The organism is Pseudomonas sp. BW7P1 (assembly GCF_024981055.1).
In the GTDB taxonomy this organism is placed as follows: Bacteria; Pseudomonadota; Gammaproteobacteria; order Pseudomonadales; family Pseudomonadaceae; genus Aquipseudomonas; species Aquipseudomonas bananamidigenes.
Window position 1 is genome coordinate 3,794,547 of record NZ_CP103374.1, and the last position, 13,786, is coordinate 3,808,332.

19 protein-coding genes are annotated in these 13,786 nt (G+C 59.6%); 7 read left to right on the forward strand and 12 right to left on the reverse strand.

Features of this window, described 5'->3' with window-relative positions; all coding sequences use genetic code 11:
• Positions 1-4: 4 nt before the first annotated feature.
• The 3 genes from NWV16_RS16935 to NWV16_RS16945 form a co-directional block, all read right to left on the reverse strand.
• Entirely contained in the window at positions 5-280 is a 276-nt protein-coding gene (locus NWV16_RS16935; protein ID WP_065258432.1) for a metal/formaldehyde-sensitive transcriptional repressor, read from the reverse strand.
• A gap of 181 nt (positions 281-461) precedes the next feature.
• Positions 462-773, reverse strand: a complete 312-nt coding sequence (locus NWV16_RS16940; RefSeq protein ID WP_260519986.1) for a helix-turn-helix domain-containing protein — start codon at positions 771-773, stop codon at positions 462-464.
• A gap of 3 nt (positions 774-776) precedes the next feature.
• Positions 777-1,100 (reverse strand): type II toxin-antitoxin system RelE/ParE family toxin, encoded by a 324-nt coding sequence (locus NWV16_RS16945; protein WP_260519987.1) that lies wholly within the window; start codon positions 1,098-1,100, stop codon positions 777-779.
• 586 nt (positions 1,101-1,686) lie between these two features.
• On the opposite strand from NWV16_RS16945, the gene NWV16_RS16950 reads away from it, so the two are divergent.
• The 4 genes from NWV16_RS16950 to NWV16_RS16965 all read left to right on the forward strand — a co-directional run bounded on the left by NWV16_RS16950 (position 1,687) and on the right by NWV16_RS16965 (position 4,133).
• Positions 1,687-2,058, forward strand: coding sequence for a DUF6124 family protein (locus NWV16_RS16950; protein WP_260519988.1), 372 nt, complete (start codon positions 1,687-1,689; stop codon positions 2,056-2,058).
• A 9-nt stretch (positions 2,059-2,067) separates the two neighbouring features.
• Positions 2,068-2,349, forward strand: a complete 282-nt coding sequence (locus tag NWV16_RS16955; protein ID WP_260519989.1) for a hypothetical protein — start codon at positions 2,068-2,070, stop codon at positions 2,347-2,349.
• Positions 2,350-2,559: 210 nt separating this feature from the next.
• Positions 2,560-3,801 carry an S-type pyocin domain-containing protein gene (locus NWV16_RS16960; protein WP_260519990.1) on the forward strand — a complete coding sequence of 414 codons (1,242 nt, stop codon included), beginning with the start codon at positions 2,560-2,562 and terminating at the stop codon, positions 3,799-3,801.
• The gene (locus NWV16_RS16965) at positions 3,798-4,133 is read left to right on the forward strand and encodes a hypothetical protein (RefSeq protein ID WP_260519991.1); all 336 of its coding nucleotides are present in this window, start codon (positions 3,798-3,800) and stop codon (positions 4,131-4,133) included. The genes NWV16_RS16960 and NWV16_RS16965 overlap by 4 nt, the downstream gene beginning before the upstream one ends.
• A 72-nt stretch (positions 4,134-4,205) precedes the next feature.
• Here the strand turns inward: NWV16_RS16965 and NWV16_RS16970 are convergent, their stop codons facing one another.
• Positions 4,206-4,544 (reverse strand): FKBP-type peptidyl-prolyl cis-trans isomerase, encoded by a 339-nt coding sequence (locus NWV16_RS16970; RefSeq protein WP_007952931.1) that lies wholly within the window; start codon positions 4,542-4,544, stop codon positions 4,206-4,208.
• 142 nt (positions 4,545-4,686) lie between these two features.
• Between NWV16_RS16970 and NWV16_RS16975 the strand changes: the two genes are divergently transcribed.
• Positions 4,687-5,763, forward strand: a complete 1,077-nt coding sequence (locus tag NWV16_RS16975) for a sensor domain-containing diguanylate cyclase (RefSeq protein ID WP_260519992.1) — start codon at positions 4,687-4,689, stop codon at positions 5,761-5,763.
• 3 nt (positions 5,764-5,766) lie between these two features.
• Here the strand turns inward: NWV16_RS16975 and NWV16_RS16980 are convergent, their stop codons facing one another.
• Positions 5,767-6,231 (reverse strand): hypothetical protein, encoded by a 465-nt coding sequence (locus NWV16_RS16980; RefSeq protein ID WP_260519993.1) that lies wholly within the window; start codon positions 6,229-6,231, stop codon positions 5,767-5,769.
• A gap of 101 nt (positions 6,232-6,332) precedes the next feature.
• A complete protein-coding gene (locus NWV16_RS16985; protein WP_260519994.1) occupies positions 6,333-6,641 on the reverse strand; it encodes an RcnB family protein in 309 nt (102 codons plus the stop codon).
• A gap of 283 nt (positions 6,642-6,924) precedes the next feature.
• Between NWV16_RS16985 and NWV16_RS16990 the strand changes: the two genes are divergently transcribed.
• Positions 6,925-8,217 (forward strand): MFS transporter, encoded by a 1,293-nt coding sequence (locus NWV16_RS16990; protein WP_260519995.1) that lies wholly within the window; start codon positions 6,925-6,927, stop codon positions 8,215-8,217.
• 10 nt (positions 8,218-8,227) lie between these two features.
• On the forward strand, positions 8,228-8,998 hold the full coding sequence (locus tag NWV16_RS16995; protein WP_260519996.1) for a substrate-binding domain-containing protein: 771 nt from the start codon (positions 8,228-8,230) through the stop codon (positions 8,996-8,998).
• Here NWV16_RS16995 and NWV16_RS17000 read toward each other — a convergent pair.
• The 6 genes from NWV16_RS17000 to NWV16_RS17025 all read right to left on the reverse strand — a co-directional run bounded on the left by NWV16_RS17000 (position 8,988) and on the right by NWV16_RS17025 (position 13,763).
• Positions 8,988-9,902, reverse strand: coding sequence for a LysR family transcriptional regulator (locus NWV16_RS17000; RefSeq protein ID WP_260519997.1), 915 nt, complete (start codon positions 9,900-9,902; stop codon positions 8,988-8,990). The genes NWV16_RS16995 and NWV16_RS17000 overlap by 11 nt on opposite strands.
• 93 nt (positions 9,903-9,995) lie before the next feature.
• Complete coding sequence (locus NWV16_RS17005) at positions 9,996-10,613, reverse strand: hypothetical protein (protein ID WP_260519998.1); 618 nt, start codon at positions 10,611-10,613, stop codon at positions 9,996-9,998.
• A 90-nt stretch (positions 10,614-10,703) separates the two neighbouring features.
• Positions 10,704-11,765 (reverse strand): 3-oxoacyl-ACP synthase III family protein, encoded by a 1,062-nt coding sequence (locus NWV16_RS17010; RefSeq protein ID WP_260519999.1) that lies wholly within the window; start codon positions 11,763-11,765, stop codon positions 10,704-10,706.
• The gene (locus NWV16_RS17015; protein WP_065258420.1) at positions 11,762-12,004 is read right to left on the reverse strand and encodes an acyl carrier protein; all 243 of its coding nucleotides are present in this window, start codon (positions 12,002-12,004) and stop codon (positions 11,762-11,764) included. The genes NWV16_RS17010 and NWV16_RS17015 overlap by 4 nt, the downstream gene beginning before the upstream one ends.
• Before the next feature lie 33 nt (positions 12,005-12,037).
• Positions 12,038-13,396: a fatty acid--CoA ligase family protein gene (locus NWV16_RS17020; protein ID WP_260520000.1), complete on the reverse strand. Its 1,359-nt coding sequence runs from the start codon at positions 13,394-13,396 to the stop codon at positions 12,038-12,040.
• A gap of 46 nt (positions 13,397-13,442) precedes the next feature.
• Positions 13,443-13,763: a hypothetical protein gene (locus NWV16_RS17025; protein WP_260520001.1), complete on the reverse strand. Its 321-nt coding sequence runs from the start codon at positions 13,761-13,763 to the stop codon at positions 13,443-13,445.
• Positions 13,764-13,786 lie beyond the last annotated feature (23 nt).

A 13,786-nucleotide genomic window follows, 5' to 3' on the forward strand; every position in this document is an offset into this window, starting at 1 on the left:
ATGCTCACTTGGAATATCGGCGAATGGCCTGCAGCAACTCTTCCACGCCTTGGGCGCGGGCTTCATCGCTGAGATCGGGATGGGCAACATGCTCGCGGGCGTGGGCCTCGATGAACTGCTCCATCAGCCCGTTGACCGCACCGCGAATCGCCGCCATCAAATGCAACGTCTTGGCACAATCGGCCTCGGACTCCAGGGCTCGTTCAACCGCCTGAACCTGCCCGGCAATGCGCCGGACCCGATTGAGCAACTCGCCTTTGTGTTCGTGCGTGTGCGACATACCCATACCCCCTACCCCTATCTGGCGGGCATGATCGCCGGTCAGATCGAAGGAGGCAAGGTCCGTTTTCGACCGCCCGTCGTGGCTTGAGATTTGGATGCAGGAAAATCGAGGCGACACTTGGGTCAGTGCCGCCTCCTAGAGACTGTTCAGAGTCCGGGTCGTGGGCAGCCCTTGTCTGTCACGCCCATTGCAGCGGCGGGGTCGCCGTGAAACAGAGGTCTACGTCCAGTTGTGCGGCAGCCGACAGATTGACCAGCGCGTCCAGAGAGAACTTGTCGATTTTGCCGTTGAGTACATCGTTAAGGCGCGGCTGAGTGATGCCGAGTCGCTTGGCCGCTTCTTTCTGCGGGAGCTCCCAGGTCCGGATTGTTTCGCAAAGCGTGCGCATCACTTTGGCCCGCAGGCGCATGTTGGCCGCTTCCTGCGGCGTGTCTTCCAGTGCATCCCAGACGCTTGCGAAACGCTGGGAAGAGTCTTGATGATCCGTCATGGTTCAACCTATTTCCTGGTATCTGGCGCGTGCCAGTTCTATGTCTCGCGCTTCGGTTTTGCGGGTGGTCTTTTGCAGGGCGTGCAGCACATAAATCGCGTCAGGCCGGTTGACCACATAAAACACTCGAAACGCCCCTGAATCCTCGGTGATTCTGATTTCATTGACGCCCCGCCCGACTGTTTTCACGGGGCGCCAGTCAAAGGGTTCGTCACCCTGTTGCAACAGGTCCAGTTGGAATCCTGCAGCTCTGCGAGCATCGAGGGGAAAAGCTCTCAGATCCTTGAGCGCATTCCCGACAAATACCACGTCCTTGTGTCTTGGCATTGGCTTCTCCTGTGTTGGAAGGAAAAGCGTAATAGCCCGGACGAAATCGTGTCGCAGCGGTGTGTTGCAAGGAATGGCAGCGATCACATACAGCAGACTATATCGAAACCGATATAAATCAAGCTTGAATTGGCTTATCTGACATTTGGTATCACAAAGCAGAAATGCGCGAGACGGCACAACTGACAAGCCGACGCAAAACCCTGTGGGAGCGAGCCTGCTCGCGAAGACGGACTGAAAAATGACGCATCATTTTGCCGCCATCCGCGAGGCTACATCGCCTTGCGCCTTTGCCTACAACTGCGCCAGAATCCGCCGGCTTGTGCGGTTTGGAGCCTGCCCGTAACTTGATTCGCATCACTGAATGGTCAGTGAACGGGTTTAGTCGCTCGGTAGGTTTTAAGCTGCACAGAGTCATTTCTGTCAGGCATTTCTACGCCTGCACTTAATGGTAGCTGTGCGCAGGGCACCTTCGGGTGCGCCGGGAAAGCTTAGAACCACCGGTCGACTAACCTGCGCATAGCTGCCACCTGATTTGTTTAGTCGCAAATGACGGTGTAAGCCTCAATTGAAAGGTTCTAAGCAAATGATCAAACCAACACCCAATCCTCCGGAAACAGACATCCAGTCCGATTCCGACCCAACCTCTCCGTACTCCACAACCGACCCAAAAAAACTCCACGAAGCCGCCGAGCGCGCCCTCGACCATTACCTGAAACCCACCGCTGCGAAAAAACACTGCCCCGACCGCATGTTCCTCGTTGCTCCCCACATCGATCAGCATGCCCTGCTGGCCCACGCCTGCGAATCAATGACCTCGGCCAGCGTGATGCTCAGCGACTTCGCCGCGCTGCTGGACCCGCCCTACCGCAGTACCGTCCTGGGCATCGCCCAAGTGGTGATGTTCGGCGAACTGGCCGTGACCCGCGCGCTGGACACACTCGATGCCACGACCTGAGGAACACCCATGGAAAGCAAATCCGATGCACACGTCGTCGCCGCCCTGATCTCCATCGGCCTCAACGAGCGAGACGGCCAATGGGCGCAAAAGGCCTGCCTGCTCCTGCTCGAGAGCGAAAGAAAATCCATCGTCACCGCCGCCCTCGAGGCCCTGGTCCAGCTCGCCCGCGACCATGGCAATCTGGACCGGGATCGAATCCTGCCGGCACTTCAAAGCGTAAAGCGCAGATTTCCGAGCCTGACCAGCACGGTTGCCGCAACGCTGGATGAGATGGCGATGGCTGCGTAACGCCTCAGGTAAAAAGGCAAGAAAAACCCGCTGTCTCCGTAAAAGGAATCAGCGGGTTTGGTTTTTACAATCACAAGGCTGGTGTCCCATGGGCATTATCGAGAGTGCTTTTTTGTAACAACCATCCGAGCTTCAGAAGCGTCCTACATCTTTCAAACTCTCGTTCAGATAGCGTCCTCCACGCTTTGAAAAGATGAAACAAGGACGCTCATGCCTCGAAAAACACTCCTCCCCCGGATTCAAAATCCGCCGTCAGGTGACGGGCACCACATCACTACCCGCTTCATGACTGCTACCGAACTTGCAGAGCAGGATGCCAGACAAAAGAAATACGACGATATGCTGGCCAGACAACAAGCCTATGAAAATCGTTTTGTTCGGCAGACGCCACGACAGAGTCAACTCAGCGCCGTAGGTTGTGTATTTGCCAAAAGCTGCAACCTTCCCGATGGCGTCATCAACCATGAAAGCCCGGCAGGGTTTATTCCTGTCGAAAGGCTGGCCGACTTTGGAGCGTTTTCACTGCTTGGGGGGCACGAAAGAGATGTGTCGGGAAACATTCCCCTCAAAAAAATCAGCGGTGCCAATTGGCCGTCCGCACTGGGCACGCTTGTTTTGGGTAGTCCCGCTTTTGCTGGCGCCGGCGCAAGCGCCACTTCCAGTGTTGGCGCAGTCACCGGCGGCGTTGCAGGCGGTGTATTGGCGGGAATGGTTGCACTTCTGTGGCCATCGAATCTGGGGGACAGTTCGCTCTATACCGAAGAACAGCTCAGATCACTGAAGGAGGGCCGAACACGTATCCGGCTGCATGTAGAGCAACAGGCCGATGGCAGTCTCAAAGGGTACGGGTACAACACTCAGAAGCGCCCTGACTGGGAAATGATTCCGGTCGTGCAATTCGTTGCTCAAGGCTCTCGACAGGTGGCTGACTTTGGCAATGGCGTCACGTTGACCTGGACGCCGGCCGTCGATCCATCCAGCACCTCGGGTATCCCACCGCTGGAAGGTGCCCCGCAAACACCGACGATCTGGATTTATCCGCCGACCGAGCAAGCAGACAAGATCATCGTCAGTCCGCTTTATCCGCCAGAGTACGAGGATTTCATCCTTGTGTTTCCGGCCGACTCCGGTATCAAGCCTCTCTATATTGTCTTGGCGTTGGAGTTTGATGCTGCCAGTTATCATGGAAAGGCAGACACTCCTGTAAAGAGCAAAGGCCCTGCCAATGGTCAGGAAACCTTGGAGAATTCAATTCAGGTAAAACCTACATCACCACGCAGAATTGGTGTCGATCCAGATACCAGCGAGTTCGTCGTCTTTGATCGCACAGGGGGCGATGTTTACCATGGACATGTCAGAACTTGGGACAAACTCCATCAGGACATGAAAAACGCGCTAATCAAAGCCAAGAAAGCGGACAACAAAGGCAACATTTTGGGAGCCAAGAAGTGAGCTTGTCCTATAAAGACCCGTCTATTAGCCATGATGAAACAGTGAGACTTCTTCAAAGCCGCACTGACACAGACGTTATCCAGGCTCTGATTTCTATAGGCCTCAATGAAGAAGACAGGATTTGGGCCCAACAGACTTGCTTGAAGTATTTCACCAGCAGTAATGAAGCCGTAGTCTCCTCCGCCATTACCGCTCTCGGCCACATCGCTCGCAGGCACGGCGAGCTGAACAAAGATGACGCCTTCTCAGCCCTGGAAGAAGTCAAGACAAGATTCCCCTCGCTGGAAGGCGTGATCGAAGACACACTTGACGATATTGAGGCATTCACCTGACTCACCAAGCGTCGCATTCCGGACGTTGTGATCAGGGGCTTCCCTCCTCACAACGCCCTCGTCCCGCGAGCTTCAATCCTCCCGCGTCAAAACCTCCAGCAACTCAATCTCGAACACCAGATTCGAATTCGGCGGAATCTTGCCCATCGTCCGCTCGCCATACCCCAGATGCGCCGGCACCAACAGCTTGCGCTTACCGCCAACCTGCATGCCCATGATCCCTTGATCCCAACCCTTGATTACCCGGCCCGTGCCGATCACGCACTGGAACGGTTTGCCCCGGCTCCAGGACGAATCGAACTCGGTGCCGTCTTCCAGCCAACCGGTGTATTGGGTGGTGATCAATGCGCCTTTGACGGCGGCTTTTCCGTCGCCGGGCTGAAGATCGATTATCTGCAGTTCATCATTCATGACTTTCACTCTATTGTTGCGCTGGCCGCCGTTTTCCCAGAAATGCCGGCCCTTGGCAACCGTTTGACCCCGTGTTGGCTGTGATGGATGATGGCCACCCGCCACCCATCCCGAATCGATACGCCATGTCAGCGATGCTTGAATGACTCAACTCTGGATCGGCTTTGCCGTTGTCGTTGTGCTGATGGTCGTGATCGCCATGTTGATTCGTCGCGAGCGTGCCCTGCGCCGGCAGCTTGCCGAATACCGCGAACTGCTCACCCGCGCCGCCGAAGGTCAGAACATCCGCCAGGATGGCGATGCCGAACGCTTCAAGCGCAGCCAGTATTTTGCCCGGATCGGTACCTGGGATTGGGAAGTCGACACGGATCGACTCTATTGGTCCGACGCAATCTTCGGCATGTTCGGCTTCAAGATCGGCGAAGTGACGCCCTCCTACGCCCTGTTCTGTTCCTGCGTCCACCCGGACGACCGGGCCAAGGTGCGCGCCGGGGAATTGCGCTGCCTGGAAACCGGTGAAAACCACGACGAGGAATACCGCGTGGTCTGGCGCGACGGCACGATTCGCTGGCTGCGGGAAACCGGCAATATCGTGAAAAACGATCATGATGCGGTGATCAAGATGATGGGCGTGGTGCGCGACATCACCGAAGAAAAAGCCTCGGCCAGTTACCTTCAGCACCTGGCGCATTTCGATCCGCTGACCGGTCTGCCGAATCGGCTGGTACTCGAAGAACGCCTCTCGCAAGCACTGGAAAATGCCCGCGCCACCGAGACGCGGGTGGCGCTGGTGTTTGTCGATCTCAACGGTTTCAAAAGTATCAACGACCGCTACGGCCATGCCGCCGGCGACCGCGTTTTGATCACTACCGCCACTCGTCTGAAACGCATCCTGCGGGTCAGCGACACCGTCGCCCGCATCGGTGGCGACGAATTCGTGGTCGTCCTCCAAGGCCTGGCCCCCGGCCTGAACCTGCAGGACGAAGCGCGCAGCATCTGTCAGAAAATCTTCATCGAACTGTCCCCGCCGATCACCATCGGCAATGACCAACGCCACATCGGCACCAGCCTCGGCGTCGCCGTGTTCCCCGACCACGCGCCGACCATGGACCGCCTGCTGCACATTGCGGATCTGGCGATGTACGAGGCCAAGCGCAGCGGGAACAATCAGTATCGGTTGGGTGGCGGACAGGCGTTGAGCCACAGCCGCGTGGACTGACTCTCAGCGTTCAGGTGTACCGAATACAACACCGTTGAAGGTATGCGTGCAGCACTGGCAGTTGGGCGTCATATCCTCTGCCTTGAGATTGGGATTGACGATTTGCAGGCGCTTCTGTTCATCGACATACAAACCATTGAAGAAACTCGACTCCCCGTGTCGCACTATTTCCTTACGGTCACTTTCAAGCACAGCAACCATCCAGAACACCGGCTCCTGCCGATCCAGCCGCGACACCGCCTCACTGAAAATCTCGTCCCAGTTGCCGCCGACACGCGACAAAAGAAACCGGAACAACGGGGTGTAATCGTAGCCATGATGCTTGATGCCATGCATCGAGCCACGTGTAGCCTCGCTGTGGATTTCAGCCTTGGTGTTTCGTTGATGCCGATAATGCCCGCCCGGGTTGTTGCGCCAGACGTTATGGGCCGTGGTGTTTACTTTGCGGTAGAGGGGTTTCTTTTCCAACGAATTGCTCCTGACATCCAGTCACTCGAAACGCCCCTCGCGTTTTACCCGAACGGCGCCCGAATGCAATCAACCGTCCATGGCCAATTGTTGCTGGCGGCCTAACGCTCCACCGGCTTGATATCCACAATCGTCCCGTTGGTAATCTTCACCATCACGTACTTGTCATTCATCTGCACCCACTGCGCCTGCGGATCGGGTTGCTTGAGGCCTTTCTGTTTCCAGTTCTTGATGGCTTTTTCGCTGCGCTGATAGACGTCCGGGGCGCGGTCGTTGACCTTCAGTTCGCGGCCGTCGGTGGGCGAGCGTTCGACGGTGTCGGTCGAGGGTTGCGCCGCTTGAACGAGCGGTGTGATCCCGGCGATGCCGGCGACGAGGGCCAGACTGGCGATCAGGGTCTTGTTGTTCATCGGTGAACCTCCTTCAGATGTGTGATACCTGAACTCCGACTGCGGGGTTCTGGAATCATTCCTTGTTTTTTTTGCACGCACTGGCCGGGAGATTGTAGTCGTCGATCAGGCTGCTATCGCTGGCAAGCCAGCTCCCACACGCCACCATTGATCCACCCCGCGCATCAATCCATGCCAACTATGCAATTAACAAATCGATCCCTGCGCGCCACTATCCGCCCCAATAAGAACCGTGCGCCGCCTCCCCGTCGCGCACGTCATAAAAGCGGTGGAGTATTTTTCTATGACAGCCTCAATCCCACACGGCGGCTCGCGGGCCGGCGCCATTTTCCGGGTCACCTCGGGCAACTTCCTCGAACAGTTCGACTTCTTTCTGTTCGGCTTCTACGCCACGCAGATCGCGGCGGTGTTCTTTCCGGCGAGCAGCGAGTTCGCTTCCCTGATGATGACGTTCGCGGTGTTCGGCGCAGGCTTTTTGATGCGTCCGTTGGGAGCCATTGTGCTCGGCGCGTACATCGACGACGTGGGTCGTCGCAAAGGTCTGATCGTGACCCTGTCGATCATGGCCAGCGGCACGATCCTGATCGTGCTGGTGCCCGGATACGAAACCATCGGCCTGTTTGCCCCGGCGCTGGTGTTGATCGGCCGGCTGCTGCAAGGCTTCTCTGCCGGTGCGGAACTGGGCGGGGTTTCGGTGTATCTCTCGGAGATTGCCACGCCCGGTCGCAAAGGCTTCTTCACCGCCTGGCAGTCGGCCAGCCAGCAGGTGGCAATCGTCGTCGCCGCGGCACTGGGTTATGGCTTGAACCAATGGATGGCGCCGCAAGCTGTCGCCGATTGGGGCTGGCGCATTCCGTTCTTCGTCGGCTGCATGATCGTGCCGTTCATCTTCATCCTGCGGCGCAAACTGGCAGAGACCGAAGAGTTCGCCGCCCGCAAACATCGCCCGAGCATGAAAGAAGTGTTCCGCACCCTCGGCCAGAACTGGGGCGTGGTGTTGGGCGGGATGTTGATGGTTGCCCTGACCACCACCGCGTTCTACCTGATCACGGTTTACGCGCCGACCTTCGGCAAAACCGTGCTGCACCTGAGCACATCCGATGCGTTGCTGGTGACTCTGCTGGTGGGCGTCTCCAACTTTTTCTGGCTGCCGATTGGCGGCGCGTTGTCCGATCGTGTCGGGCGGCGTCCGGTGCTGATCGCCATGTCGCTGCTGGCCCTGGCCACCACGTATCCGGCGCTGTCGTATCTGGTGCAGGCGCCGAGCTTCAGTCACATGCTGCTGTCGCTGTTGTGGCTGTCGTTCATCTACGGCCTGTACAACGGCGCAATGATTCCGGCGCTGACCGAGATCATGCCGGTTGAGGTTCGTGTGGCCGGTTTCTCCTTGGCCTACAGCCTTGCCACCGCGATCTTTGGCGGCTTCACCCCGGCAATGTCGACTTTCCTGATTCAGTACACCGGTGACAAGGCTGCGCCGGGTTACTGGATGAGCATCGGCGCGCTCTGCGCACTGGGTGCGACGCTTTATCTGTATCGCCGTGCGGGCGGTCGTCTGCAACCTGTTACAGCCTGAGAACATCACCATGAAAAAACTGTTTACCGTTACCGCCCTGCTCGCCGCTCTTGCATTCAACGTTACGGCCCAGGCCGAAGAACTGCGAGTGATGACCTCCGGCGGTTTCACCGCGGCCTACAAGATCCTGGGGCCGAAATTCGCCGCCGCCACCGGCAACACGCTGGACACCCAACTCGGCCCGTCGATGGGCAAGGCACCGGAGGCAATCCCCAATCGCCTTGCCCGTGGCGAAAAGGCCGACGTGGTGATCATGGTCGGCTACGCCCTCGATGATCTGATCAAACAAGGCAAGGTCGACCCGGCGTCGCGGGTTGAACTGGCAGATTCGCGAATCGGCCTGGTAGTGCGCGAAGGTGCGCCGAAACCGGACATCAGCAATGTCGATGCCCTGAAGAAAACCCTGCTGGATGCAAAATCGGTGGCCTACTCCGACAGCGCCAGCGGCGTGTACATCGAGCAGCAGTTGTTCAAAAAACTGGGCATCGAAGATCAGCTGAAACCGAAGGCGAAGATGATCCCGAAAATCCCGGTGGGCTCGGTGGTCGCTACCGGCGACTATCAACTGGGCTTCCAGCAAGTCAGCGAGCTGCTGCCAGTGCCGGGGGTGAGCTTTGTGGCGAAGATTCCGGAGTCGGTGCAGTCGGTAACGCGTTTTGCGGCGGGCATTCCGGTGGGTGCGCAGCATCCGCAGGAAGCCAGGGCGTTGCTCGCCTACCTCGCGGCACCTGCCGCCCAGGCCGACGTGCAGACTACCGGGCTGGATTCGGTCAAGCGGTGACGTCAGGCGGCTGGATTTTCATTTCCACCACCAGCCGCTCCAGTTCCAGTGCCGCCGGGGTCAGGGTGCGACCCCGGCGCTTGATGATGCCGACGCTGCGCATCACTTGCGGATCGGTCAACGGCACCCGAGTCAGGATCGGATGATCCGCCGCCGGCATCGCCATCAATGGCACCGCCGCCACCCCCAGTCCCGCCTCCACCAGACCGATCATCGTCGTCACGTGCAGGGTTTCGCAGATGCTCGGCCGTTGCGGCACCACTTTCGCCAGCGCCTGATCGAGCAAAAAGCGGTTGCCGGAAGTCTTGTCCAGCGAGATGTAATCCTGTCGGTAGAACTCGTCCCAGGTCACGCTGCTGCGACCGGCCAGCGGATGATCACGGCGACAGGCGACCACATAGCTTTCCTGCACCAGCGGCTCGAAATCCACGCCCGCATCCTGGGTGCCCATGAAACTCAAGCCGAAATCTGCTTCGCCGTTGACCACCGCCGTCAGCACGTCGTGGGCGCTGGAGTCGAGGACTTTGACCTTGATGCGCGGAAACTGCCGGTGATAGCGCGCCACCACTCGCGGCATGAAGTAGTACGCCGCCGACGGTACACAGGCGACGGTGACATGGCCCTGACGGTTCGAGGCGACTTCGCTGATGCCGAGCAACGCCACGTCAAGATCGTCCAGCAAACGCTCGACACTGGGCATGAAGCCGCGTCCGGCCTGGGTCAGGCTGACCTTGCGTGTGGTGCGCTCGAACAGCTTCACGCCGAGCGCGTCTTCGAGCTTTTCGATGCGCCGGCTCAGAGCCGGTTGCGAGATGCGTACGGTATCGGCGGCCTTGCGGAAACTGCCCTGCTCGACCACGGCGCGAAAGGCTTGCAGGTCGTTGAGGTCGAAGTTGATGGCCATGGCAGACTCGCGGGAAATTGATTCGCTGAGGCTATCAATGTAACCAATTGATGCAAATTGTTACAGGCCTCGCTTCTCCCTCGAACCCGGCGGCTATCGAGCTTGCACCTGAAATTGCCGTTGAATCGTCGTCAGGGTCCGCCGCCGAATCCAGCCGCTGGCCAGACGGATCACCAGCCAATACGGTGTGAACAACCATCGGGTCCGGGTGTTGGGGCATGACACGAACGTTTCGGTGCGCAGCGTGCGCAAGCCGTCCGGCTGCTCGATGACTTGAAAGCGCAACACCAGTCTGGCGACGCGGGGATCGTCCAGCGCCATGAACGCCGCTGCATCGGCCACATGGCAGGGGTCCAGATCCGGGCGCCAGAAACGCCCCGCCAGCCCGAGGGACACTTCGTGGTCAGTGCGCCGCAGCAAGGTGAACGCGTCAAAACCGAACGGCGCAGGCGCCGGCGTTGGTCGATTGCCGATGATTCTGATGAGCTTCGCCGGCAGTTCGCGCAGGGTCAGCAAGGCATCGGCCACCCGGTCCGCTCGCATGTCCAGGGCGCACACGGCGGCGATGATGGCATCGGGCTGCGCCGCGATCGTGCCCGACTGATGCATTTCGTAGAAGTTGAATCGCGCAAGAAACGGTGACGGCGAGATCCCGTGCGCAACGCTCTTGTCACCCAGAATCCCGAGTGTTTTCCAGAATATCCCTGACATACCGTGGCATTCCTTGTCATTCGATGGCGAGAACCGAATGCCTTCGAGGATACCGGCAGGCATCCCCGAAAGCTTGGCAATGATTGCTCGTCAGGCCTCCAGACGCTCGTCGGCTTGTGCCGCCTGCGCAGTCTTTTCAGGCACGTAGCACGGCGGCACGGCCAGCGTACGCCGCAGGTCGAGCTTCAACGCGCCCCAGGACAGACCGGCGCCAAACCCGCACAGCACGACATGCTCTGCCTGCGCAGTACCGACGGCACTGTGGCGGGACAGGACAATCGGAATCGACGTGGAGCTGGTGTTGCCGACATCGTCGATGTCGACCGGCATCTTCTCCGGCGCCACGCCGATCATGCGGCGCAGGTAGTTGAGCATGAACCCGTTCGCCTGGTGCAGCACCAGCAAATCCAGCGACGCCGGAGTCAGCCCCGTGGCGTCGAGCAAGGCCTTGACGGTCTGCGGTACGCGGTTCAGCGCAAAGTTCATCACCGCCGTCCCGTCCATGTGCAGACGCTGGATCGAGGCACGGGTGTGGCTGGCGCCTTCACCGCTGTAGGCGATGTCGGACTCCAGCGCTTCGCGACCGCTGCCGTCGGCGCCGCACAGGAATTCGAACGAACCCTCGCCCGCCTCCAGCAACGTGGCGGAAGCCGCATCGCCGAACAGCATCTTCACATGCCGGTCGCGCCCGTCCAGCAGCTTGGTGGTCACATCGCCGGTGCACAGCAATACCTTTTTGCAGGCACCGGCCGAGATCAGCGCGCCGGCCTGAACCAGCGCGCTGACGTACCCCGAACACCCGGCGGAGACGTTCAGGATCAGGCAGTGCTGTGGCAGCCCGAGCGCCTGCTGAACCAGAAAACCGACGCCCGGCACCCACGAGTCGGGCGTCTGGGTCACGACGATCAGCCCGTCGATTTCCTGCGCCGCGCAGCCGTCCTGATCCAACAGGTGGCGGCATGCGGCGATCACCAGATCGGAGGTGTTCAGCGATCCGGCTTCCCTGATCGATTCGATGCCGGTGCTTTTGGCGATGCGGGCCACTTCCTTGGCGCCGAACAGCTCGGCGAAGTCATCCAGCACCACACGCCGCTCGGGCATCGCGGACGTGACCGCACGGACGGCCACTCCGGAAAGACTGTGCAGGGTCATGCCGATTCCTTCATTTTCAGGGTGACCAGATCGAAGATGTCCTGCACCGTCACGATTCGGTCCATCTCCTCGCCCGATACGGTCACGCCGGTGGATTCGAACACCAGAGCGACGATGCCGATCCTGGCCATCGAATCCCAGTAGTCGCTGTTCTCCAGCCGGAAATCGCCCTTCAGCTCGTCCAGCGGCAGGGTCAGGATTTCAGCGATGCTTGCGCGCATTGTTTCGAGTACGGCCATGTTGTCATTTCCTTATAACGTGGTGAGCAGGTCTTACGACCCGCTGAGGACGCCGGGATGGCGCATTTTCTTGAAGCGGCTGGTGAACAGCGGCGTGTCGCTGACGGAAATCAGCCGAGGCAACTGCTCCGCTGCCAGCACGTCACGGATCGCTGCGTAGAGCCGGGGCTTGAACACCTCCAGTGTCTCTGGTTCGACCAAGGTGAAACGCGCGGCCACGATCTGGCCCAGCAGCGGGTTGGGCTGCCCGTACACGACGACGTCGGACACGTTGTCGATGCCCATCAACACGCTTTCCACATGGGACGGAAACACCTTTTTGCCACCGACGTTGATCACATCGACCGCCCGGCCGCTGACCCTGAAGTACCCGTCGCGTTCTTCCGCCAGATCCTGGGTGATCAGGTAGCCGTCGTCGGACAGTTCACCCGGGCCGGTGAGATAGCCGAGCATGTTGGTCGCCCCGCGCACCTGCAGAATGCCGTCGACCACTCGCAGGCTGTAGGCCGGATCGTCGACGGTCATCCAGGCGCTGTCGCCGTCCAGCCCGCGACAGGGCAACACACCGATTTCCGACATGCCGTACAACTGGTTCAGGCGCACCTGCGGCAATGTGCGGGCGATGCGTTGAATGGCTTCGGACGAGCTCGGTTCCGAGCCGTAATAGATGCGTTGCAGGCTGCAGGTGTCCCAGGTCTGGAACACGCCGGTGATCGTCGCCAGGTTCAACAGCGTCGGCGACACGTGCAGCGTTTGTACCTTGAACGTTTCGATGCAGCGACCGACCTCCTGAGGCGAGCGCTCGTTGGGCAGCACCAGCGTCCCGTGAGTGGCCAGCGCCTGCAGCACGGTGACCAGTCCACCAATGTGATCGAACAGCAGGAACGCCAGAATCGCGCCGCACTGTTCAGCCTTCAGGTAGCGCTCGAAGAACGGGGCGACTTCGTGCACCACGCCCTTGGCCGGCCCGGTCGAGCCGGACGAGAACACAATGAAACCGGCCTGCCGGCGCGACACCAGGCCCTCGACGGTCGACGGCAGCGCGGCGTTATCGTTCGCCAGCACCGAGAACCCCTGCGACCCGTTGCCCGTCACGGTGAATCGCGCGCCAGCGGCGTTCGCCAGGTTGGCAAGCTGTTCCGCGCTTTTGGGCACCGACAATGCCACGACGTTGTTGCGCCGCCACAACGCGAACAGCAGGCAGACGCTGTTGAAGCTGTAGTTGTCGACCAGCAGCACACAGCAATCGCTGACCGATTGCGCCGCGAGCGTCTCGGCATAGACATCGATCTGCCGACACAGTTCGGCATAGGTAAAGCGACCTTCGTCGCTGACGATCGCCGGCCTGTCCGCGCCGGTCCTCAGATGATTCAGAAACGTTTCGACTTGCATGTCCACCTCTCGAAAAAGATGCCGCCCGACGGCGGCGGCCGTTGAGTCAGATCGCCTGTGCTTCGGCCCCTGCCACTGCAGACGTCAGACGGTCCATGACGTAGGCACACAGGGTGCCGAGTGTCGCGAACGGCGTAGCGGTCGCAGGCAAGTGTGAGGTGTCGGCCAGGTGCACTTCAGCGCCGAATCGGTGACGGATCTTTTCTTCGGTGTCGACGATGATCGAGACCAGGGTCATGGAGTCGATGGTGCCTTCGACGCCATACAGCGGGCTGTCTTCGCCACGGGACAGGTCGATGGGTTCGCTCAGCAACAGATCCTGTTGCCGCACGGCGGATTCGACCAGGGTTTTGACTTCGTTGAGCATTCCAACATTCCTTTATTGGGGGT